Below are 22,835 nucleotides of genomic sequence, written 5' to 3'. Positions count from 1 at the left end.
GATGCGGCAGCCTGTTCGACGCCTTCAGTTTACTTCGCCTTGGGTAATTTGGAGACCAGACTCATACCGATATCCATGCCCTCGAGCTGGAAATGGGGCTTCAGAAAGAACTTCCCCACATAGTATCCCGGGTTCTCTTCATCTTCGACGACTTCCACCTTGGCACCGGCCAACGGCTTCTTCGCCTTTTCCTTCTCGCTGGCTGTCTCGGGGTTACCCGCGACATACTTGTTAACCCAGGTCTGCAACTGCGTTTGCAGTTGCAACCGATCGGGCGACTGCCCAATCTTGTCCCGCACCATGCACTTCAAATAGTGACTGAAGCGTGACACCGCGAAGATATAGGGAAGCCGCGACGACATATTGTCCGACGCGGTCGCCATATCGTTCACGTACTTTTTAGGCCGGTACAGGGTCTGTGCACCGATGAACGCGGCCTTGTCGGTATGCTTGCGATGGACCAGACCGATCAGCCCGGCTTTCGAAAGCTCGCCCTCGCGCCGGTCGGTGATCGACACCTCGGTCGGGCATTTCAGATCCTTCGAGCCGTCGCCGGTATCGAAGGCGTGGGTCGGCAGGTTCAGCACCTCACCGCCCGACTGGACACCGCGGATCTGCACCGTCCAGCCGTAATCCTTATGCGCGCGGTTGATATTGGCCGCCATTGCATGGGCCGCGTTCATCCACGCGTATTTGTTGCCCGCATGGCCGTCGGTCTCTTCCTCGAAGTTGAATTCCTCGACCACCGAGTTCGAGTTCTGGCCGTAAGGTTCGCGCGAGAGCACCCGCGGCAGGGTCAGCGCGATATAGCGGCTGTTTTCCGAATCCCGCAGGCTGTTCCACGCGGCATATTCCGGCGTGTCGAAAATCTCGGACAGGTCGGGCGGCGTGCCAAGTTCGGTCCAGCTGTCCATGCCAAGCAGTTCCGGCGCCGCGGCCGAGATGAACGGCGCATGGGCGGCGGCGGCGATCTTGCCCAGATCGCGCAGCAGCGCCACATCGGGGGTCGCCTGGCTGAAATAATAATCCCCGATCAGCGCGCCGAAGGGCTTGCCGCCCAGCGTGCCGAATTCGGCCTCATAGATGCGCTGATGCAGCGGGCTTTTGTCCCATTTGGCGCCGGGATAGCGCCGCATCATCTGCTGCAATTCCTTCTTCGAGGCGTTCATCACCTTGACGCGCAGGGTGGAATCCGTCTCAGCGTTGTTGACCGTATAGGCCAGCCCGCGCCACGAGGCCTCCAGCTTCTGGAATTCCTCGTTATGGATGATCTCATTCATCTGATCGGACAGGCGCTGGTCGATCTTGGCCAGCATCGCGTCGATGGTGTCGATCACATCCTCGGAGATCAGGGTCTGATCGTCCATCGCCTCGCGGACCAGCGCGACAACGGCGTTGTCGACCTCTTTCGCGGCGACCTCGGTCCTGGGTTTTATGGTCTGCCGAAGGATGTCCGAAAACTCGTCAAGCTCGGTCAGAGCCTCGGCCGAAGTAGCCTGTTTCAGCGGCTGTTGCGCCATATTATTCCCCGTCGTTCTCGTCCGAAGCGGACTTGGCTGCCTCGCGCTCGGCCAGCGCGGCCATCAGTTCAGGATCGTTCAGAAGTTCTTGAATTTTCGCTTGCGCCTTGGGCTTGGCATTCATGTACCGTTGAAGGTTAGCCAAATGTTCCCGGGCTTCCAGAAGTTTTTTCAGCGCCGGAACCTGCCGGGCCACCTGCGCCGGTCCGAAATCGTCCATAGAGGTGAATTCAAGCGAAACCCCCAGCCGATCCTCGCCCCCCATGCGGTTCTGCACGTTGAAGGACAGTCCCGGGCGGACGCTTTGCAGATAGCCGTCGAGCGTGGCCGAGGTGACATCGGTAAAGTCACGCTCTTCCATCGGCGCCTTTTCGACGGTCGAGGCATTGCCGGACAAATCCGAAAGCACGCCCATGACGAAAGGCAATTCGACCATTTTCTCGCTGTCGTACGGATCCTCGTACGAAATGTGAACACGCGGCGGCCGGTTGCGCTTGATGTAATCGGTCGATTTATCAGATGCCATCGTACTTGTTCCCCATTTTGCCCAGAACGAAACCCTTAATTCCGGGTCAAGTCAATGCATAAGCGGCTTATGTCTAGGCCGTGCGCAAGACTATGCCTTTGGCTCGGCCCGCGGAATTAATTCGGTCACGATCATGTCGAAACCTTTATCCATCATTTCCCGCCCGCGCGCCAGCAAGATTGGAATTGGGCTTGCCGGTTCGGCGCGGCGATAGAAATCCTCGATCGCCCGCAGATGCTCGGCGACATCCCGGTGCCCGGCGATTGTCGGCGGCTCGGGCGGCCGGTCGGAACCCGCCCCGGTCTCGGCGTCAAAGCCGCCCAGCGCCGCCTGCGAAAGACTGCGTAGCCGATCCATGTTCAGGCTGAACCCGGTCTCTGACGCGAATGAGATCACCGCGCGCGGTGCATCGGCGGGCAGCAGCGATTCCAGCGCCTCGGTCAGCGGGCGACCGAACAGAAGCCGCGCCTGCGTCAGCAGCAATATCACCGGCGAGGACGGGTCGTGCCGCACCAGCCACCGTTCACATTCTTCAAGCGTTACACGGGCTTGCGCGCGATCCGTGATCGCCGCCACGCGCGCCGATGGAGCGGGCGCGCTGGGTTGGACAGCCGGTGCCGGGATGCCGGAACCTTCTCCCTGCGCCGGGGTCGGACCTGCCTGTGCTGCCGGCTGTTCGGCGCGTTCTGCGGCGTTCGCGGCGACTTCCGCGTCGTCGCGGTTCCACGGTCGCAGTGCCGGGCGCGCCTGCGCGATCAGGGCCTGCATGTCCGCGATGGCGCGCACGGTATCGCCGACCTCGGGGGCGAAGGGGTTGGTCGGATGCTGGCCGCTCAGTCTCACGATGCGGTCAAGCGCGCCTGCCACGCGATTCAGGTCGGTGTGCAGCCGGGTGATCTCGGCGTCATTCGCGCCATTCCGCAACGCCGATAAAAGCTGCCCGGTGTCGGCGTCCTGTTCGGTCGCCCGGCGCGAGACGGCATTCTGCGCGGCCAGATAACGACGTAACGTCACCTCGCGGGCATTGGTCAGCGGCAGGTGCAAAAGCGGCATCACCACGGTGGTCTGGTTTCCCAGCTCGTCCAGCGCGTTGCGCCGGTCGGTGGCCGAATGGGTGATCACCGGATGCACCTCGACCAGCCATTTCTGCATCAGGCCGGCGGTCGCATCCAGCGTATCGGCGAAATCGCCCAGCCGACCGGCCAGTATCTGAAACCGGGCCAGCAGGGTCAGCAGACGCAGATCGCGGGACTGGCGCAAAAGCGGCTCGATCTCGGCCCATTCCTGCCGCAGGTTGACCGAGCGCGGGTCGAACACCTGCTCCTCACTGCCCTCGCCATCGGTGCCCTGAACGGCGGGGACGAAATAGCGTTCCGGCAGGCGCGACTCGGCCTCATAGTAATAATCCACGAACTCCGGCACATCCTCGCGCTCGAGGTCGGGGCCGCAGGGGCGTTCCCCGGATACGGGCTCAAGCAGCCATTCAAGCGCCATGCGATCGACCTTTCCACCGATTACGAACGATGCGCGGCCTACTCACGGTCGCCACGCGATTTCAAGATCATCTGGCGATAGGCTTCCGAGAAATGCGCCAGGAATTCGTCGAGTATACCGTTTTCATGCGGCGCGGTCTTGGCATCCCACCGCGTCACGAAAATGTCCCACGCCTTGGCCTTGCGATTGCCGGCGATCCGCGCGCCTTCGGCCTCGGCCTCGACGCTTTCGGGCGCCAGATCGCCCAAGAGCTTCGCCAGCGCCGGTTGCAGGGCGGCGAAAAGCGCCACCTGATGCAGGCGCAGATCCTTCAGCGCCTCGTCCATGGCGGCGGGGCCGGCCTGAAAGCCCGCACGCGGACGCAGGAACATCGCCTCGATCGCCTGATCCGGGTCCGGCAGGAATTTCAACGGGTTGTTATCACTCGCCCCAAGCATGGTCCGGTCGACGGTCAGGGCGAAATGCTTGGCCGTGGCGCGGTCTTGCAGCGACAGCATGACCTCGCGCGCGACATGACGCAGCGAGGCGCCAAGCATCTCGGCCAGTTGCTCTGCCGGGACATTGGCGTAATTCGCCGGCGGCAGACCGGCGCCGCGACAGAAGGCGGCGACCACATCGGGGGCGGCCGGTGCGGGGGCGGGCTGCGCCGCGCCCGGGGGTTGCGGATTGCGCGGCGGGGCGGGTTCGGGCCGCGCCGCCGCGCCGCCGCCCAGCCGCGCGCCATAGGGCGGCGCCGGCGGCAATTGACCAAGGCCACCCTGCGGCGCCGCCCCGCCGACGGCCATCCCCGCGTCCGGAAACGGCGTGGCCGAGCCGGCAAGCCCGGGCGAGCCGATGAAATCATCGGGGAAATCATCCAGCCTGCGGGCCGAGGGGCTGGGCGGCAGCGGGTCGATCGGCGCATAGCCGCCACCGCCGACCGCCCAGGGGTCGTCGTTGCTGTGGTCCGGCATGCGCACCGCCCGCGCCGGCAGCGAATCCGGCGTCAGCGCCCCGCCCTGCCCGGCGTCGCCCATATCGGCGATGATGATGTACTGGCCGACCTGAAACCTGTCGCCATGGCTCAGCCGGTGCGGATGCTCCAGCCGGTGCCGCTGTCCTTGCAGAAAGGTGCCGTTGGTCGATACATCGCGCAGGTACCAATGCTCACCCTGGCGATAGACCTCGAAATGCTGGCCCGAGATATGCCGGCTGGCGTCGGGCAGCACCCATCCCATGCCGGACGCCCGCCCCGCCTGCAGCCCGCTGTCCGGCACCACGACATAGGCCGGGCTCGCATCGTCCAGCACCTGATAGTTTTCGATCCGAAGCGTCAGAGACATGGCTGGGCGTGGTCCCTCAATAAGCCCGGAACAGCGGTTCGGCCAAGTCGATGAACCGGGCCAGATAGATCGGCCGCCGGTTCAGGTCACTGCGGGCAAGGCAGGACAGAACAGCGCTGTTGATGGCGCGCGGCGCGCGATACGGCGGCGGCGCCACCGGATCGTTCGGCGCCACCGATCCCCCCGACCACGCCACGCCAAGCCCCAGAAACACCGACGGCGCGCGCGAGGTCGCCCAAAGCGCATCGCGCGCGATGCGGTGGCGCAGCGCCGTGTTCGGCTGGCTTAACCACGATGCGATCATCTCCATCAGCGGGCGTTCCTGCGGGTTCAGATGCTCGGCCATGGCGCGCAGGCATTCATAGCCCCAGTTCACCGCCAGTTCCGGCAGCGCCGCGAACGCGGTGAAGGTGACGGCCTCTTCCGGGGTGGTGCTTGACCGCAGCCGCAGCAGATATTCCAGCCCGCTTTCGTTCAGGCGCGGGCGCTGCTGGGTCAACTCGCTGATTTCGGGCAGAATCCGGTAAAGATCCGACGGAAATTCGGCCCGGACCGTCAGCACGGGCGGTCGGGTCCGTTCCTCCTCGGGGCGGACATCGGGGTCGGTCTTGTCAGCCATCGGATCGTTCTCGGGCGGTGGTTGCAAGGTCATGAAAGAACATGGCTTCGAAGCCGAAGCAAGGTCAACCCGCCGGTTTCGATCTTACTGCGGCAAGGGCGCGGGATCGGGGGTCCTGGGTGGGTTCGGCCCCGTGTCCGCTGGCACGTCCGCCGGGGTGGCCGGAGGCGCGACGGGGGGCGTGCTGGAGGGCACGCCTGCGGGGGCGGCTGGGGGCACGGCCGGGGGCGCGACTGAGGGCGGCGCGGGCAGCATTTGCAAATAGGCCTGATCGACCGCGACCTTGCCGTTGCCGGCGGCGATCTCGTCCAGCACGGCGGGCAGCAGCGTCGCGGCCTCGGCCCCGGCGGGGGCAGTGGCGGGGGCGGTCAACGGCTGGTCAGCCACCACCGCGACGATCATCTGCGGCGTGGCGCCGCTGCCGGGCTTCAGCGCCATGTTGAAGCTGAAGGTCTGCGAGCCGTCGGCCGCCGTCTGAAGCCGGGGCGAAAGATCGTGCACCTGCCCCTCGGACGAGACCAGAAACAGCCATGTCGCGCGGCCTCCGGTGTCGGTAAGACGCCCGACCACGGTGCCGTCGCCGACCAGTTTCTGGGAATCGAGGCTCAGGACAGGGGGCGCCGCCGTGCGCCCGGCCAATGCGCGGACGAAATCGACTGCCGGGCATTGCACCGCAAGGACGCGCTGATCGGCAAGCGCGGGACTGGCGCTGAACGCCTTGTCATAGGCGCCGCGCAAATTCCGCAGGTCGCGCGCGCCATCGGCCAGCACCCCGATCCGCCCCGCGTCGACGCCCGAGGCCACGCGGAACACATGGGTGCAGGCGGGCACCGTTTGCGCGGCAAGCCATCCGTCCCGGGTGGCGGGATCGCGCGGACCAAGCACCCGGTCCAGATTGGCCGCCAGATCGTTCCCGGCCCCTTGCTGCGTGACGGTGCCCGGGTCCTCGGGCGGGGCCGGTGCGGGGCGCAGCGCGAAAAAAGCCCCGGCCGCCGCCAGCGCCGCGACGCCGGCGGCCAGCCCGGCGAACAGCGGCCAGCGGACGCGGGGCGCCGCGCCGGGTTCCGGGATCACCTGCGGCGCGGTTACCGGACCGAACGGGCTGTCCGAACTGTCGACGATACCGGTCGTGCCGCTATGCGTTCCGGGCTGGTCCGGGGTCGCCGCCGGCGCCTCTTGATCCACCCACAAGGGCAGGCGATAGCGGGCCGGGATGCGGGTGGGGTCGTCCAGCATGGCCACCACCGCATCCATCGACGCAGGTCGCGCCGCCGGCGCAGGCTCCAGCATATGCTGAAGCAGCGGGAACAGATCCGGCGGAATCGAGCTGAGATCGGGGATCCGCGTCCTGACCGCCGCGGCTTCGGCGGTGGTGCTGCCCATCTCGAGCGGCGCGCCGCGCAGAACGGCGGCCAGCATCAGCGCCATCCCGTAGATGTCGGCGGCCGGCCCGATCTCACCGCCGTGGTGGCCGAGCTGTTCGGGTGCCACGTATTTGAACTTGCCCGCGAAGCGGCCCTGAAGCCCGTCGCCCATCTCGGCCGAGCGGGCGATGCCGAAGTCGATCAGCACCGCATGATCCACGTCGTCGCCACGCAGCATCACGTTGTCAGGGGACAGGTCGCGGTGGGTGACGCCGCGCGCATGGGCCTTGGCCAGACCCGCCGCCAGCCGCCGCATCATCCGCGCCGCCGCAGCCGCCGGCATCGGCCCCGAAGTCTGAACCCGATCCCACAGCGCGATGCCGTCGATATATTCCATGATCAGGCAATAGCGGCCAAGACCCTGATCGAGGACGAAATTGTGATAGCGGACGATGGCATCGTCCGAAAGCTGACCCAGAATCCGCGCCTCGCGCCGGAACAGCGCCACGATCGCCTCGTCCCGGGCAAGCTCGGGCAGCGCGATCTTGACCGCGACCGGGTCGCCCGTAAAGACGTTCTCGGCCAGATAGACCTCGCCCATGCCGCCGGCGCTGATCTGCTCGCGGATACGGTAGTTGTTGTTGATCAGCGTCCCCGGCGCGACGACCGGGGCGTCTTCGGGCGTCGCCGCCTCGGGGATGAGGATCCGGGTCCGGTCCTCGGCGGCGGTCCGCCCCGGCAGCGACGGATGGGGCGACGGCGGGGTCGAAATGCGGGTGCGGTCATCGTCGGGCGCGCCGGCGGCAGGGGTGGCTATGCGCGTCCGCTCTGCATCGACGCCGGTTGCGGTGTCCGGCTTGGCCTGACCGGGCGCGGCGGATTGGTTGGTTTCCTTATCCGCTGCTGCGGCATGGGGTCTGCCCGGTCCGGGCTGGTCGGGCGCGCGGGGCTGGTCGGGTTCCTCATCCGAAGGCGCGGCATCGGCCGGCGCACCCGGGGACAGCCGTCCGTCTGGGTCGGGAGCGCTCATGCCTGACCGCCCGGATCGGCCGCCGGCGGCAGGCATCGCACGACCACTGCCGTCACATTGTCGCGTGCGCCGCGATCCAGCGTGACCGCGATCAGCCGGTCGGACATGGCCTGCGCATCGCCCACGTTCAGCAGGCCCGGCAGCTCGGCATCGTCGATATGTTCGGTCAGGCCGTCCGAGCAGATCAGGAAAGTATCCCCCGCCTCGACCATGCCGGTCACCGTTTCCGGCCCGTCAACGGCGGTGATCCCGATCGCGCGGGTGATCACGTTGCGGCGCGGGGAATGGCGGGCTTCATCCTCGGTCAGCGTGCCCGCGTCGATCATCCCCTGAACCTCGCTGTGGTCCGAGGTCAGCCGCCTGACCCGGTTTGCGCGAAGCAGATAGATCCGGCTGTCGCCCGCCCATGTGCAGCCGCAGCCTTCCTCGAAAATCGACAGGACGGCGACGGTCGCGCCCATGGTGGTGCCGCCCCGCTGGTCGGATTCGGTCAGAATGCGCTGATGCGCCCGTTCCAGCCGTTGCGCCACGCGGGCGCCAAGGTCATGCGCGGATACCGCCATCCCGACCGAGCCCAATTCCTCGACCACGATCCGACTGGCGACATCGCCGGCCTCATGGCCGCCCATTCCGTCAGCCACCGCCCATATACCTGCGTTTTCAAGGGCGAGGGCGCTGTCCTCATTATGATCGCGCATGCAGCCGCGATCGCTCGACAGCCCGGTATCAAAACGGAACAACATCGATTCCCCGACCATGAACCCTACCCCTCGTCAAACGGCGATGCGGAATCGGCGGCGACGCCCGCGCCGCGTTGCCCGCCCATGATCCAGATCAGCGCATCCGCGTCCGGCATCGCGGGGCCGGCAAGCATGACGCTTGGCCGGCCGCGCCCTTCCCCGCCATCGACCCACCAATAGCTGCGCCGCGATGCCGCCGCCCGCAGTTCCGCCGCAACCAGCGACGGCAGAAGCGCATCCGAGGGCATGGTGTCGTTGACGGCCCAGAAACTTGCGCTTTCACCGGCGCCTTGGGTTTCCGCCGCGCCGAACCCCGCCACGACATCGCGCGCCGGCGGCATCGGGCCCTCGCTCAGCGCGGCCAATTGCGCCTCGGCCGCATCAAAGAATGCCGCGTCGGGCGACAGAACCGGGGGATGGCCGTCGGGACAAGGCGCGACGAGCATCAGGGGAAACCGCCGCCCGACGCTGTCGCGGCTGGGTCGGAGCGCGCCGCGCAGCCCGCTCGGTCCGGCCACGCCCGAGCCGATCCAGAACCGCAGCGGGGGCGCGTTGTCGAATACGCCGGCCCAACCGTCGCCCAAGGCCTCGCGCATCTGGCCAAGTGTCTGGGTCAGCCACGGGATCAACACCTCCTCGGCGCTCCGAACAAGCCCGGCGGCCAGAAAATCGCCATATCCCGGATGCTTGCCGTAAAGCCCCGCGCCGGCCAAGGGCGCGGCGCCCGCCTGCGCCATATCCGCCGCCTGCGGCGGCTTCGGGGTCAATTCAGGCTCTGCGGACATTCGAAATCCCGCAAGGCGCTCATCGTGAAGGGGTTTGTCCGGGCGTTGACGGTGAAATCATAGGTGATCGACCGGCCGCCGACGGTGAATGTCGCGCGCAGCGTATCGCCCTTCTGATTGCGCGCGGTCGCGGCGTTCAGGAACTCGATCAGCGTCCACGGGCTGCCGTCAAACCGCAGGGTGGACTGGCGATCGAGCGCCGGGCTGAGTTGCAGCACGGTCGAGGTCCCCGTGCCCGGCCAGGTGATGGTGCGCGGCAACGCCCCGGTCACGGTCGGCACCATGGCGTCGTTGATGACCAGCATCGCGCTTTCGATCGTCGGATGGGCGTCGACCTGCGCGATGGTGATCTGCACCTCGGGCTTGGGGTTGCCGCTGGCGAAGAAGGCGTTGCGGATTTCCTCGGCCCGCTGGAACTGCAACAGCGCGTTCGGCGACAGGCGTTTGCCCAGTTCCTTGTCCGAGCGATAGCTCAGCCCCTCGGGCGTCCGCTCGACATAGGGTTCAAGAAACTCGGTATAATATTTGTCCATGTCGCCGCCCGGACCAAAGAACCGCGCTAAATTGTCCAGCGACAGGCTGCGCGAGGATTTTGCGAACGGATAGGCGCCGGCGATGTTCTCGCGGCAGAAATAGGTGATGCGGTCCGACAGGGCGCGGTTCATCGTCTCAAGATTGGCGTCGGTCTGACCTTCCTGAAAATCCTCCTCGGCCGAGGTCACCAGCGCGGCGAGCTGTTCGGGCATGCGCGAGTTGTTCGCGGTCAGGTTGTTCAGCAGCGTCGGCAACACCGCGGCCGACTGGTCCGGGCTGCGCTCGGCCAGCCGCAGGTTGTCGTAAACGGCGCCGAGATTCCCCAAAAGCTCGTCGATCGGGCGTTTGCCCGGCTCGCCCAGCACCAGATCGTACCAGCCGATGAAATCCTCGGCGATAAGCTGGATCGGGCGGATCACGCTGTTGCTGTCGGCGCCCCCGCTGCCGCCGCTGCCACCCGACAGGCTGGTCTGGTTCTTGGCGTTGTTCGCGGCGGCATCCAGCAGGATGCGCTGCACCCCGGTCGAGCGGCTGCGGATCCGCGACGCGATGGCCTTGCCGATCTGGCCGCCGGCGCCCGATGCATCGCCGCCCTGGGCCTGATCACCGCCCCCGGCCCGGTCACCGCCTCCGTCGCCGCCCCCATCACCGGCCGCAAGAGCCTCGGGGGTCAGTCCGCTTGATTCCTCGAACTCGCGGGTCAGATGGGTCTGTTCGGCGACGCCCTTCACCAACAGCAGGATGGGCGAGGTCGCCTCGGCCGCCGCCGCCCCCAGCGCGTCATAGCGCGGCTTGTCCGCAGCCATGGAGTTCAGCGCGAGGTTGTTCAGAACTTTGTCCCATGCCGCCTTGAACTCGGTGCGGTAGCGTTGCAGCAAGTCGATGTCGAGCCGCGCCAGCCGGCTTTCGATTTCGTCGGAATTGGCCAGATCGCCCAGCACCCATTGATCGTCGCGCAGCCGCTGGCCGACGACCTCGAGTTGCGGATAGAAATAGCTCCAGAACCCTTCATAGGTATAAAGCGCCGGCACGATCAGCGAATTCAGGTCGGCGCCGTCACGGGTCGTCAGCACCATCGCGGCGGTCTTGCCGGCAACGTCGACCAGCGACCAGTCGGGCAGGTTGGCCGAAACGACGCCGTCGCTGATGATCGTATAGGCCTGTTCGTCCAGCGGCAGTTGCGCGATCGCCTGCCGTGCCGCATCGACGGTCGCCTGATCAATGTCGACCAGCAGGTTGCGGTCGTCGTCCAGCGCCAGCATCGCTTTCAGATGGGTGGTCAGCTGGTCCCTTACATCGACGCCGGTCCGGCCCGGGTAAGTGTCCCGCCAAGCCTGATCGAACCAGCTTATGATGGCGTCATCGTCGGGCTTGGCGCCTTGACCGCCCAGAAGCAGATAGACCTTGAGCGCGCGATAGATCTCGGTGGTTTCCTCGTTGCGGATGATGTTGGGCATCCGCCGCTCCAGATCCAGGATCATGCGCGGCCGCATCATCCGTTCCAGCGCATCCGAATAGGCTTCGGCGGTGGCCGACTGAAGCCGCGCGCGCTGGCCCAGTCCGAACCGTTCCCAGATATCGGGCGTCTCGCTGTTGCCGTAACCGGCCGGCATGGCGCGCAGGTCGTTCAACAGCGGCAGGATCGGTTGCAGATCGGGATCGTTGATCACCTTGCGCTCGATCTCGGGGCCGGCGGCGGCGGCGTATTGGCGGGTCTCGGCGGCGGCGGTGCGCACCAGTGTCGCGTTCTGCCAATAGCTGATGCCAAACGCGGCCAGCCCGGCCACCGTCACCAGTCCGATCGCGCCCAGCGCCAGCCCGCGCAGCAGCCGCGCGCGCCGCACCGCCTTGACATCGTGCGAGACCCAGCCCTGTTCGGCGAAGATCACCTTGCGCAGCAGGTCGTGGAGGAAAAAGCTTTTGCCGCGCCCAGACATGAAGGCCGGCTGGAAGGCCGCAGCACTTCCGGTCTGGTTCATCGCGCCCAGCACCTGATCAATGGGCGTGCCTTCCTGCGTGCCCGAGGTGAAATAGAACCCGCGCAGGATCGCGTTCGTCTTGTAGCGCGTGGGCTCGAAGATGCGGCGCAGGAAATCCGAGACATTGTCGCGCAACAGCGCCATCTGGCCGGGCAGCCCGAAAACCGCGATGCGGGATGCCGCGTCCGGTTCCTCGGACAAGCGGTCGATGACCTCATCCGACAGCCGCGCCAGCAGCCGGTCGAACTCGGCCGGAACAGCCTCGTAGGTCAGGGATTTGCGATCATTGGTCTGGAAGGTGACGCCCCAGACCAATTTCCGGCGGTTCAGGCTGAAGGAGGCGAAATATTCGCGGAAACCGGCGATGAGATCGGCCTTGGTGAACAGCACATAGACCGGGAAATCGACCTTGAGCGCCTCATGCACCTCGGCCAGACGGGCGCGGACGGTCTCGGCATGGGCGGCGAGCGTGGTTTCGTCGCCGCGCATCATGTCCTCGACCGAAAAGGCAAGGATGACGCCGTTGATCGGCTGGTTCGGCCGCGATTTCTTCAACAGTTCAAGGAAAGCCTGCCAGCTGGCCTTGTCGGCGCCGGCATCGCTGTCCTGACTGGTATAGCGCCCGGCGGTGTCGATCAGGACCGCGTCCTCGGCGAACCAGAAATCGGCATAGCGCGTGCCGCCAAAGCCGCTGACCGGATCGGTCTGGGACAGGGGGAATTCGATTCCCGAATTCGCCAGCGCCGTGGTCTTGCCCGCGCCCGGCGGACCGATGATCACATACCACGGCAGATCATACAGATAGGACGCACCCCCCGACCGCTTGAGCGTGGCAAGCGCGGTTTCCATACGTTCGGCAAGTTCCTTGCCGTCGCCGACCGGTTCCTCGGGGACCAGCGCAGCCTCAAGCTCGCGGGCGGCGCGGACCCGGCGGCGCCAGCGGACCAGCGCGATGATCAGAAAGATTGAAAGCACCACGCCGATGATGCCGGCGCGCCACCAGATGCTGGCGGCCCAGTCCCAGCCAGTCATCGGCAGACCGAACCAGACCGCAAGCGAGAACAGCAGCAGGCCAAGGATCATCAGCGGTATGCGCATCCAACGCTGCGCCCTGATGCGGGGAAAGCGGATACCCATGAAATACATCAGTAAGTCCCCTCGCGCCGCAGCATGACCTCGACACGCCGGTTCTGCGCCCGGCCGTCCTCGGTGGCGTTGTCGGCGATGGGATCGGCGGGGCCCTTGCCTTCGACGGCGATCCGCGCCGGATCGTCGATGGTCTTGGCCAGTTCGGCCTGCATCGCCTCGGCCCGGGCCAGCGAAAGCTGTTCGTTGGTCTTGTATTGCCCGCGGCCGCTCATCGGGACGTTATCGGTATAGCCCTGAATCAACACCGGGCCGCCTTCGTCGTTCAGGACCTTGGTGATACGTTCGGCCATGGGCGCGAAACCGTCCTTCAACGTCACGCTCGCGGTGTCGAAAAGCTGAAGATTGCCGACGCGAATGGTGATGTAATCGCCCTTTTGATCGACCGACATCGCCCCGTTCTTGATATCATCCGCAAACGCGCCCCGGATGCGCTCAAGCTGTGGAATTTCCGCCTCGAACACCGGGCCGGGCGCGCGTTCGATGGCGATTTTCACGTCGCCCGGATGCAGCCGCAACAGCGCCTCTGCCGCCGCCGCGCCGTCGCGGTTGATGACCGTGGTCAGGATCGCGAAGGCGGCAAGCAGGGTGATCGCCGCACCGCCCAGCACCATCGGAACCGACACGAACCCAAAGCGGCGCCGGTCCCCCATCACCACCGGCGTCCACGCGACCGAGATGTCCTCGTCCGGGCGCGGGTGGACACGGCGCAGGGTTTCATAGATCGCGGTGCGGATCCGCGACAGTTCGACACCGCCATTCGGCATGGTGCGATACTGCCCCTCGAACCCGAGCGAAAGGCAGGTCAGGATCAGTTCCAGCAGATTATAGCGCTGCGCCGGGGCCTGCATCGCCTTTTCGGTTTCCTGAAAGAAGCCGACACCGGAATCGCGGCGATGGAAGAAACGCGCGACCATCGAATATTGCAGCCAGTCGCCACGATCCGCACCGGGCAGGTTCTGGACGATGTCGTCGGCGGTGCCGGACAGGATATATTTGCCGACCATCGCCTCATGTGGGTCGGCGCCCAGCAAAAGCGCGTTGCGTTCGAACTTGTCCAGCTCGCGCGTGACGTGATCCATCAGCGGCGCGGCCTGCATCTCGACAAGCCCGGTGCGCAGCCGCCCGAACAGGATCAGCAGCCCGGCAGCCGCGGCGACCAGCGGGTTCGAGGACGCGCCCTTGTCCAGCGGCTTGACCTGCAGCGCCTGCGCCAGCGGGATTTTCGGCCCCTGCATGGGTGCGACGGCTGCGTCACCGCGCGGTATATCCGGGAAAAAGCCGCGATCCGTGGGCGCGGCCTGACCGATATTGCCTTGGGGGGAATAAACCGGCGGCGCATAGCCCCCCTGCCCCGGTGGATAGGCCGATGGCGGATAATGCGGGGTTCCGATACCTCCACCCTGCGGGGGATATTGCGGCGGGTATTGCGGCGCGCCCCAGGATGGGGGGGCGGGCGGCTGCGCGCCGTAACCCTGTCCCACCGGCGGCTGTGGCGTCACCGGCCCGCCCAGCCATGTATTCCCGGTTGAGGGCTGCTGCGGGTAATGTCCCTGACCCTGCCCATACCCCGGCGCGGGCGGATAGGGATTCTGCCCGGGCGGCGGTTGCTGGGGGGCGCCCCAACCCGGCCCGGCGCCCGGCGCCATCGGCGCGCCGATCACCGTGCGTTCGGCCGCGCCCGCAGTACGCGCGCCGGATGGCGGCGAAGCGGGGGGCGCGGGAAAGGCGGTATTCGGATGCCGGGCAGGTGTCCCCGGCGCGGGGTTTCCGCCGCCTTGAGGAATGGGGCCTTGAGAACCGGGGCCGAACGGGCTTTCCGTGCCTTCAGCGGCCGGACGCGGCGCGGCCGGACTGGCCCCGGGAAGCGGGCCACCGAATACGGTCTTGTCCTTGTCGTCGCGCCGGTTCGCCATTCCGCCTCGCGTTACGCTTTTTCCGGCACGGCCCACAGCTCCAGCTTCAGCTCGGGCCAGTCACCGGCAAAATGCATTCCGATCGCCGGCGCGGTCGAGAACTCCCGCCACAGGGGCGAATTCTTTTCCAGCCGGAAATAGACATTGGACGACAGAACCCTGATCTGCCGGGGCGGGTTGGGCAGGTGCACAAGCCCGACGCCCGGCAGGTTGTTGTTCACGATCTCTGCCATGCGGGTATTCGGGCCGACCTTGCACAGCTCGGGGAACTGCGACTGGACCTGCGTCTGCGGCTTGGCCGATTCCACCTCGATGATGAAGGTCGCCTCGCGGAACAGGTTGCGGTCGGCCACTTCGGCCAGATAGCTGTTCTGGCGCACCTGCCGCAAAGGCAGCCGGATCGCCCGGCCGATATCCCGCGACAGAAGCCGCTGAATATCCGCCACGACCGGGCCGAAGCTCAGCTTGGGTTCGGCGTGGTTATAGGGCTCATATTTCGGCGCCAGACGGTTGCCGGCGTCGAAGGTGGCCAGTTCGCCCGCCAGACCGACCAGACGCTCATACAGGCGCTCGGGGTGGATGGCGTGGATCTGGCTTATATGGCGCAGCACGCCGATTTCCCGGTTCAGAACCATCAGCATCAGATAATCGATCGCCTGCATGCCGCCGCCCGCGCTGGGATCGGCGGCGTAGCGCGACAGGCTTTCCAGACGCGCCTCGATCCAGCCGATGACACGGGTCAGATAGCCCATGATCTGCGGATGCGCCCCCACGATCAGCGCCGGCGGCGGCACCGTCGGGTCAAGCGAGACGACACCGTCCCGCACCTCGGTGATCAAGGCCAGCCGAAGGTTCTGATAACCGGGGCGCGGGGTCTTGCGCACGGCCAGTTCAAGCCGGGGCACGGCGAGTTCCAGCACCTGTTCGATCCGCGCCCCCGAGGCGCTGTCACCCACGGTTTCGGCGACGATTCCCCAGCGGGTCGTGGCGCCTTCGTCGTCCAGGGGCGAGGTATCGCGCGCATTGGGCGAGGTGTCGGGCAGGGTCAGCCAGATATACATGCCCGCCGCGTCATCCGGCACATCGACCGGCAGCGGCAGCGGCGCGGTTCCCGGCGCGTCGAACGGCGTGCCGTCCGGCATGATCCCGGCCACGGCGCGCAAACCGATGCGGCCCTGCTGGATCACATCGCGGTCGACCTGCATCTCGGTCACGCCCCAGGGATAGGGGGTGATCACGCGGGTGCGGGCAAGGACCAGATTCTCAACCCAGCGGTCGGCCTGCTGGAGGTGATGGGGTTGCAGGAACAACCCCTCTTTCCACGCGACCTTACTGTACCAGGACATACATACCCTCAACTTGGCGGCCCGGTCCGACACCGGGGTGATGCACCTTTTCCACGATCATGCAGCCCGCGCCAAGGGTCAACCCCAAGGCCGCGGGCTACACGGTTCCGTCAGAACTGCCAGCGCACCTGACCGGCGATGCCATAACCGTCAAGCGAGTCGCCGGTCCGCCCGTCGATACGGACGTTGGCGTTGAACTGACGCGGCTTGCGGCCGTCGCCACCGTTGTCCAGAATCTTGATATAGTTCACCCCGACACTCAACTCACCGAAGTCGCCAAGATTGGCCGAGGTCAGATTTTCGGGGGCAAGATCGTCGTCGGCGAAGGTAAAGACCGATTTCGTCTCGCTTGAGAAATCCCGGTACCAGGTGCCGGTCGCAAAGCCGGTGATCGCCGAGTTGCCGGCCTTGGACACCACCGTGCGCGAGATCGTTCCGCCGATGAACCCGACCTTGCTTGTGCTGTCGTCGATTTGGAGGGTCGCGCCATCCTCGAATTTGATCTCGTCCGTCTTGGTCGAGGTGACCGCGAAGCCGGCGGTGGGGATAAAGCTCCATTCGGCATTGGGCAGCGGCACGCGATAGCTGACCGAACCGCTCAGCGTGTTGGCGTCGCTTTTGAACTTGGCGTTGTTCAGCAATAGCCCCCCGGTAGGCGATCCGGCGACCGGCGTGTTGGTCATGTCGAAATCGGTCTGTTCGCGCCGATATTGAAGATCAAGCACCATGCGGTCGCGCGCGGCGGTCACGTAAACGCCGCCATAGGTCTGGGTGAAGTCGGTATTGGTGACGCTGGTGACCCGGCGATCGGTGTCGCTGGACGTCGCGCTGGCGCGATAGACCGGCTGTTCGGTGTTGCCCCGGTTCTGGCCAAGGATGGCGCCGAAGGCCATGTCCCAACCGCTGTAGCTGCCGTTGAAGCAGGCGAAGTCTCCGCCGACCTGCGCGCCCTGATAGCGGGCCTTGATCTCGCTGGGGAAGTTCCGCTCAGCGCCGATGGTGGCGCCGTCGGCGGTCGCCCGCCCGGCGGTGATCCGGCCCCATGCCCCGACACCGCAGGGTTTTTCCTCGGCCCCTACGGCCAGACCGCCCACATAGGGGCTGCTGGGCCGGTTGATGACCGGGCCGATCAGCGACTGGGTCAGGGCGACGTTGCCGGTCAGCGCGGCAATGCTGGGGTCCAGATCCTTGCTGAGCATCAGATCGCCGGTGCTGCCGTCCCGATCCAGCGAATAGATGAACCGCTCGGACTGGCCCAGATCCTCGAGCCCGGTCGAGGTCCAGGTGAAATTGTTGTCGCGGGTGCCGTCCACGTCGATCACGGTCACCGTGTTGCTGGTGCTGGTCACGTCATCGGGCGAGACGATGTTGAAATCCAGCGCCAGTTGCCCCGTCGTGGCGCCGTTGCGCACGGTGATCTTGTCCGCGGTCCAGTTCGCCCCCAGCGCCAGATCAAGCTGATAGGCGCCTCCGGAGATGCCGCCCTGCGCGACAAGCTCATCATTCGCGGCGCCGTCACGCATCGAAACCGTGCCAAGATTGCTGAGCCGGCCGATGGTTTCGCCGGTCCCGTTGACGCGCAGCGTGCCATAGTTGTCCAGCGGCGCCCGCAGCGCGCCCTCCAGCGTCAGACGCACACCTTCCTTGACGATGGCCTTGCGCGCGCCCAGCGTCTCACCGTCCTTGATGGTATAGTCGCTGCCAAAGGTAAAGGTCCCGGTGCTGCCCGGATCCCCGGCGGCCGCAGCGGCGGCAAGGCTCATCCGTGCCGTCGATGCTTCCGGCAGGAAGATCAGTGTCCCGCCGTTATAGGTCACATCGCCGTCGACGGTGCCGTAGACCGTGGTGTTGCCGCTGGTCGTCAGATCGCCCGTCATGCCACGACGCAGTTGCGCCGTTCCCCGCTGCAACAGATCGGCGGAGAGCCCGCCATGGAAGATCGCCGTGCTGCCGGCCCGGTTGACGAAAGTCGTCGCGGTGACGGTGCCGTTCTTGCCGAAAACCGCCGAGGCCGGGCTGGTGCCGTTACCGTTTTCGATATTGCCGGCGACGATGACATTCCCCGCGGCATTCAGGGTTTTCAAGTTGGTCAGGTTCCCTGCGACGGTCAGACCCCGTGTCACCGACGCCATGCCCGAGTTATGGAAATTGCCGCCAACGCTGCCGCCGCCGTTATACTGTCCGGCCGTGGTGACGGTGCCGCTGACCTGCCCGGTCTGGTTGATCGTGCCGCCGGCGCGGCCGACAAGGCTTCCGTCCAGACGACCGATGATCCCGAGCGTACCGCCGTCGCGGTTCTCGAAGCCCTGTCCCGCGATCAGCGTCCTGCCCGCCCCGATGGTGGCCGTGCCGCTGTTGACCGCATGTTCAGTGACCTGTCCGGCAAGGAAGGCTTTGCCGTCGTTGGTAAGGGTGCCGTTGATCCGGGACCCCGACAGCATCTCGAACGACGCGGCGGAGCCGACCTGCACATCGGCGGATACAGCGCCCCCGGCGATCCGGGCCCGGCCATCGCCGATGATCGACAGGCTGTTTGCCGCCAGCGTCTGCGTGGCCCCAAGAACAAAGCTGCCGCCCGATCTGACATCGCCGGTCACGGTCAGCGTGCTGCCGCTGACCGCGAATGTGCCCTCGGACAGGATATTGCCCTGAAGGGTTCCACCCACGCGAAGGCTGGCGCCGCTTTGGCTGGTGACGTTGCCGGCACTTGCGCCGGTGATCGTCATCGCACCGCCGTTCAACACGCTGCCCGGCGCGCCCGAAGGCGTAAGCACCTTGAGATTGTTGAAGGAAACGGTCTGGTTGCTGTCCACGCTTGTGGTCCGCAAACCGTTGACGGTGCCGTTCACCGTGCTGCGCAGCACCAGCCCGCCCTGAACCGAGGTTCCGTTCGCGATCGTCAGGCTTCCGCCAAGATGGCGCAGGGTGCCGGTCACCCGGTTGCCGATCGTCGCCTGCCCCCAGTTGGTGACATCCCCGCCGATGACGCCCGAGCTGCGCAGAATCGCGTCCTGACCGTTCTTCACGTCAGCCTTGATCGTGCCGAGATTGCTCAGAACCGCAGTTCCGTCCGGTGAGGTCACATTGGTGATGGTCGAGCGCGCGTTGCCGGCGGTTCCGTCGATCACGCTGCCGGCGTTGACGGTCAGGCGGCTATAGTTGGTGATGGCGTTCAGCCGGGTCGCAAGCGTGCCCGACACGGTGATTTCGCCCGGCACCTTGTTGATCAGATTGCCGCTGAGGCTGGACAGACCGCTCAGGTTCAGTTTGCCCTCGTTGACGGTCCCGCCCAGCAACTGCACCTGACCGCTGGTGTTCGAGGTCTGACCCAGCCGGATCTGCTGGGCCGAGATGATGATACCGCCGGTGCCTGCGTCGATCGTGCCGTCGTTGGTGAACACGCCCCCGACGTTGACCCGGGTCGACGCGTTGTCATCAAGGTTCGAGATCGTGCCGGTGTTGCCGAAATTGCCGGAAATGGTCGAGATGCCGCGCAAACGCGTGTTGCTTGAGGCGTTGACGTTGCCGTTGATATCCCCGCCCATCAGCGAAAGCGTTCCCGAGGATACCACGTTGCCGGTCACCGTGCCCGCGACATCAAGGCTGCCGCTGTTGGTCACGTTGCCGATCAATAGGCCCGAGCCCGAGACGATGATGCGGCCGGTATTGTCGACATCTTGCCCGCGGGTGTTCACGGTTCCGTTCACGGTCAGACGCGCATTCTGGAAGTTGGTGATCGCCCCCGTCGAGACGTTGGACCCGGCCATCGTCGTCAGCGTGCCCGCGTTGACGACCGAGGCGGTCACGCCGGTGCCGCGCATCTCGGTGGTGCCGGTCTTGGCGTTGGTCAGCGTGCCGTTCACGGTGGCGCCGGTCAGATACAAAAGGCGGCTGTTCTGGACATGCCCGGTGACCGTGCCGTTGTTGACGGTTGCGGTGGCGCGGTTGGTCAGGTTGCCGAAAATTTGGCCGCCTTCCTTGACCGAGACAACGCCGTCGTTCCGCACCGCGCCGGCGATCTCGCCCGTCACGTTGAGCTGGCCGAAAACCTGGTTGTGGACAAAACGCTCGGCCGTCGGGACGGTCTGGCCAAAGGACAAGGTGCCATCGACGTTCATCAGACCGCTTGAACGAACGGTGTTTTCCGTGGTCAGGGTGACGGCGTCACCGATCGTCACGGTGCTGCGGTTGACAAGGCTGTCGGCCGATGACGTGCCGGTCACGGCAAGCGTACCGCCGGTGCCGTTCACGATCCTGCCGGTGACGCTGCCGTCCAGGCTCATGTTACCGGTGTTGTCGACCGAGCCGAGCACCGTCCCGCCGTCAATGTCCAGCGTGGCGTTGCCTGCGTTATAGACGATCCGGTTCGCCTCGGGCACCGAAGCCCCAAAGTCGAGGCGTCCGTTTACCGTCATGACGCCGGCCAGATTGCGGGCCGATCCGCCGAATACCAGCGAGGTATTGCCCAGGACGTTGGTCTCGTTGCGGTTAATGAACGAGCCGACCGTCAGGATCGTCGGTCCCGCCTGAGCGGTGCTTAGTACACCCCGGTTTTCCAGCGCACCGGTAATGGTTCCCCGCAGGCTCGCCGTGCCCAGGTTCAATACATCGCCCACCACCGTGCTACGGGCCAGCATCGCCAATGTGGAACCAGCGGTGTTTTCGACCCTGATATTGGCGGAGACCGTATTGTTGGCATCCACGGTGAACGCGCCGCCGTTCACGGAAACGCCCGCGCCGGTGACGTTAAGATCGCCGGTGGTGCGTGTGGTCCCGCCGGTGATCGTCAGCTTCCCGGCCAAAGTGCCCTGCATGCGGGCGGTACCGCTGCTGACCACGTTACCTTTGACCGTTCCGGTCTGATACAGTGTCCCGGCGTTCTGGATGTTGCCGGTCGTGGTGCCGCTGATCCGCAAGGTTCCCGCGCCCGTCACCGGCGTGGCGGCGGTGGTTCTGATGCCGTCGGAGTCGGTCGACTTAACCGTCAGATCCGTTGCGGTAACGTCGGTCTCGGCGGAAAACTTGCCGATCGTCAAGTTGGTCGGGTCGTAGCTCACGCTGTTGGTCCCGGTCAGCCGCAGCCTGCCCTGAATCGTCAGCGGCCCCACCACATCAAGTTGGGACGATCCTTCCACGACATGGTTCACATCGCCGGTGATGATGCCCTGCAGATCAGCTCGGCCGCGGTTGGTCAGACTGCCGTTCAAGGTGCCGCTGGATATCAGCCAGGCGTTTTCCTGGTTGATCACATTGGCGGTCAGATCGGTCGCTGTCTCGAATCTGGAGCTGTTCACCAGCGTCGCCGCGGTAAACGCCGCCGTGGTGGTCAGTTCATTCTCGTTCCGAAAGATCCCGTTGGTGGTGATGACCTTGTCGACGTCCAGCGTGCCCGCGGCGTCGGCGTGAACGACCAGCGGCGACTGAAGGAAAAGCGAGCCCGCGATCACCGTGCCCTGGTTAAGCTGGATCTCGCGCGCATTCACCGCAAGACTGACGGCCGGGCCGCCCAACGTCCCGCTGTTGACCAGCCGGCCGCCGATCACCAGCATTTCGCCGGCGGTCTCTGACGCGATGGTGCCGCGGTTGGTGAAGTCGACGGATGCGCCCGGTTCATTCAGGTCGCCGATCTCGGTCCGCGCAACCAGCGCGACATCCTCACCCTGATCGACCTCGACGCCGCCCAGAATGCGGCCCCCGGTCAGACGCAACTCGCCGTTGTCGAGAGTTACCTTACCCCCGATCGTGGTCCCCTCTCGGGTCACGACGGAGGCGCCACCACCGTCGATCGTGACATCGCCGCTTACCGAACCGCCGTTCATCAGCAGATCCAGCCGGCCTTCTTCGTTCAGACGGACATTGCCGTCGATCATGCCGCCCAGGCGAAGCGTCGCCTTATCGACGGTGGCCAAGATCGGTTCGAACAGATCCGGGTGATCGGCAGTCCCGGAATATGTCAGCAAGCTGGAGACCGCCCCGCCGCCCTCGATCCGGAACGCCGGAGCGATGATGTTGTTATTGATCCGGCCATTGACGCCGGAGCTTATGAAAACCGAGACGTCATCGCCGTTGGTGTCGAAGCCGGCGTCCCAGTCGTACCCCGAAATGATCCCCGAACCGGTGATGACATAGCCGTTTTCGATGAAGTGGATATTGTCGACCTGCACTTCGGTGTTGAGATCGACCATGACGCTTTGGCCGGGCGGCGCAGGAAGGTTGCCGAAATAGACGCTGTCACCATCTTCGTAAAAGTCGGGCGTCTCGTTGGGGCCGCTTTGGGAATCCCAGTTCAGGTTGTCGGTCGCCTTGCTCCAGGTGCCGTTCAGCACGTTCCACCAGACGTTGTCCGATTTTGCCGGCCCCCCGGTCACGCTCAGCGTCCCGCCGATCAGTGCGGTTGTCAGCAGAAGCCGCGTCAGAACAGGCGAGATGAACAGGCGACGGGGGGACCGGGGACTGGGACGCATCAGTGTCTCTCACTAATCAAAAATCGGGCAATGGGGACGATAACGGCATA

12 protein-coding genes are annotated in these 22,835 nt (G+C 65.6%); all 12 read right to left on the bottom strand.

What is annotated here, in order from left to right; translation table 11 throughout:
* Window positions 1-29: 29 nt before the first annotated feature.
* Window positions 30-1,520 carry a type VI secretion system contractile sheath large subunit gene (gene tssC, locus ACFSCT_RS09030; RefSeq protein WP_379142059.1) on the bottom strand — a complete coding sequence of 497 codons (1,491 nt, stop codon included), beginning with the start codon at window positions 1,518-1,520 and terminating at the stop codon, window positions 30-32.
* 1 nt (window position 1,521) lies between these two features.
* Entirely contained in the window at window positions 1,522-2,046 is a 525-nt protein-coding gene (gene tssB, locus ACFSCT_RS09025; RefSeq protein WP_379142057.1) for a type VI secretion system contractile sheath small subunit, read from the bottom strand.
* 90 nt (window positions 2,047-2,136) lie between these two features.
* Window positions 2,137-3,540, bottom strand: a complete 1,404-nt coding sequence (locus tag ACFSCT_RS09020; protein WP_379142055.1) for a type VI secretion system protein TssA — start codon at window positions 3,538-3,540, stop codon at window positions 2,137-2,139.
* Window positions 3,541-3,578: 38 nt separating this feature from the next.
* Window positions 3,579-4,862 (bottom strand): type VI secretion system-associated FHA domain protein TagH, encoded by a 1,284-nt coding sequence (gene tagH, locus ACFSCT_RS09015; RefSeq protein WP_379142053.1) that lies wholly within the window; start codon window positions 4,860-4,862, stop codon window positions 3,579-3,581.
* Between the two features lie 16 nt (window positions 4,863-4,878).
* Window positions 4,879-5,481 (bottom strand): DUF6931 family protein, encoded by a 603-nt coding sequence (locus tag ACFSCT_RS09010; protein ID WP_379142052.1) that lies wholly within the window; start codon window positions 5,479-5,481, stop codon window positions 4,879-4,881.
* A gap of 84 nt (window positions 5,482-5,565) precedes the next feature.
* A complete protein-coding gene (locus tag ACFSCT_RS09005) occupies window positions 5,566-7,875 on the bottom strand; it encodes a serine/threonine-protein kinase (protein ID WP_379142050.1) in 2,310 nt (769 codons plus the stop codon).
* Window positions 7,872-8,633: a PP2C family protein-serine/threonine phosphatase gene (locus ACFSCT_RS09000; RefSeq protein ID WP_379142048.1), complete on the bottom strand. Its 762-nt coding sequence runs from the start codon at window positions 8,631-8,633 to the stop codon at window positions 7,872-7,874. The genes ACFSCT_RS09005 and ACFSCT_RS09000 overlap by 4 nt, the downstream gene beginning before the upstream one ends.
* Before the next feature lie 5 nt (window positions 8,634-8,638).
* Window positions 8,639-9,400, bottom strand: coding sequence for a type VI secretion system-associated protein TagF (gene tagF, locus ACFSCT_RS08995; RefSeq protein ID WP_379142045.1), 762 nt, complete (start codon window positions 9,398-9,400; stop codon window positions 8,639-8,641).
* Window positions 9,379-13,059 carry a type VI secretion system membrane subunit TssM gene (gene tssM, locus ACFSCT_RS08990; protein ID WP_379142043.1) on the bottom strand — a complete coding sequence of 1,227 codons (3,681 nt, stop codon included), beginning with the start codon at window positions 13,057-13,059 and terminating at the stop codon, window positions 9,379-9,381. The genes tagF and tssM overlap by 22 nt, the downstream gene beginning before the upstream one ends.
* A complete protein-coding gene (icmH, locus tag ACFSCT_RS08985; protein WP_379142042.1) occupies window positions 13,059-14,975 on the bottom strand; it encodes a type IVB secretion system protein IcmH/DotU in 1,917 nt (638 codons plus the stop codon). Before icmH ends, tssM begins: the two co-directional genes overlap by 1 nt.
* An 11-nt stretch (window positions 14,976-14,986) precedes the next feature.
* Window positions 14,987-16,321 (bottom strand): type VI secretion system baseplate subunit TssK, encoded by a 1,335-nt coding sequence (gene tssK, locus ACFSCT_RS08980; RefSeq protein ID WP_379142040.1) that lies wholly within the window; start codon window positions 16,319-16,321, stop codon window positions 14,987-14,989.
* A 110-nt stretch (window positions 16,322-16,431) separates the two neighbouring features.
* Window positions 16,432-22,785, bottom strand: a complete 6,354-nt coding sequence (locus ACFSCT_RS08975; RefSeq protein ID WP_379142038.1) for a hypothetical protein — start codon at window positions 22,783-22,785, stop codon at window positions 16,432-16,434.
* Window positions 22,786-22,835 lie beyond the last annotated feature (50 nt).

Origin of the sequence: Paracoccus pacificus, from assembly GCF_042680785.1 — a bacterium.
Taxonomy (GTDB): Bacteria; Pseudomonadota; Alphaproteobacteria; order Rhodobacterales; family Rhodobacteraceae; genus Paracoccus; species Paracoccus pacificus.
The sequence above is the reverse complement of the archived record's forward strand: the minus strand, read 5'-3'. Positions and strand labels throughout refer to the sequence as shown.

Bases quoted from the DNA above. Each gene is read 5' to 3' on its own strand.
- tssC (WP_379142059.1), bottom strand. From the start codon at position 1,520: ATGGCGCAACAGCCGCTGAAACAGGCTACTTCGGCCGAGGCTCTGACC.
- tssB (WP_379142057.1), bottom strand. From the start codon at position 2,046: ATGGCATCTGATAAATCGACCGATTACATCAAGCGCAACCGGCCGCCG.
- ACFSCT_RS09020 (WP_379142055.1), bottom strand. From the start codon at position 3,540: ATGGCGCTTGAATGGCTGCTTGAGCCCGTATCCGGGGAACGCCCCTGC.
- tagH (WP_379142053.1), bottom strand. From the start codon at position 4,862: ATGTCTCTGACGCTTCGGATCGAAAACTATCAGGTGCTGGACGATGCG.
- ACFSCT_RS09010 (WP_379142052.1), bottom strand. From the start codon at position 5,481: ATGGCTGACAAGACCGACCCCGATGTCCGCCCCGAGGAGGAACGGACC.
- ACFSCT_RS09005 (WP_379142050.1), bottom strand. From the start codon at position 7,875: ATGAGCGCTCCCGACCCAGACGGACGGCTGTCCCCGGGTGCGCCGGCC.
- ACFSCT_RS09000 (WP_379142048.1), bottom strand. From the start codon at position 8,633: ATGGTCGGGGAATCGATGTTGTTCCGTTTTGATACCGGGCTGTCGAGC.
- tagF (WP_379142045.1), bottom strand. From the start codon at position 9,400: ATGTCCGCAGAGCCTGAATTGACCCCGAAGCCGCCGCAGGCGGCGGAT.
- tssM (WP_379142043.1), bottom strand. From the start codon at position 13,059: ATGTATTTCATGGGTATCCGCTTTCCCCGCATCAGGGCGCAGCGTTGG.
- icmH (WP_379142042.1), bottom strand. From the start codon at position 14,975: ATGGCGAACCGGCGCGACGACAAGGACAAGACCGTATTCGGTGGCCCG.
- tssK (WP_379142040.1), bottom strand. From the start codon at position 16,321: ATGTCCTGGTACAGTAAGGTCGCGTGGAAAGAGGGGTTGTTCCTGCAA.
- ACFSCT_RS08975 (WP_379142038.1), bottom strand. From the start codon at position 22,785: ATGCGTCCCAGTCCCCGGTCCCCCCGTCGCCTGTTCATCTCGCCTGTT.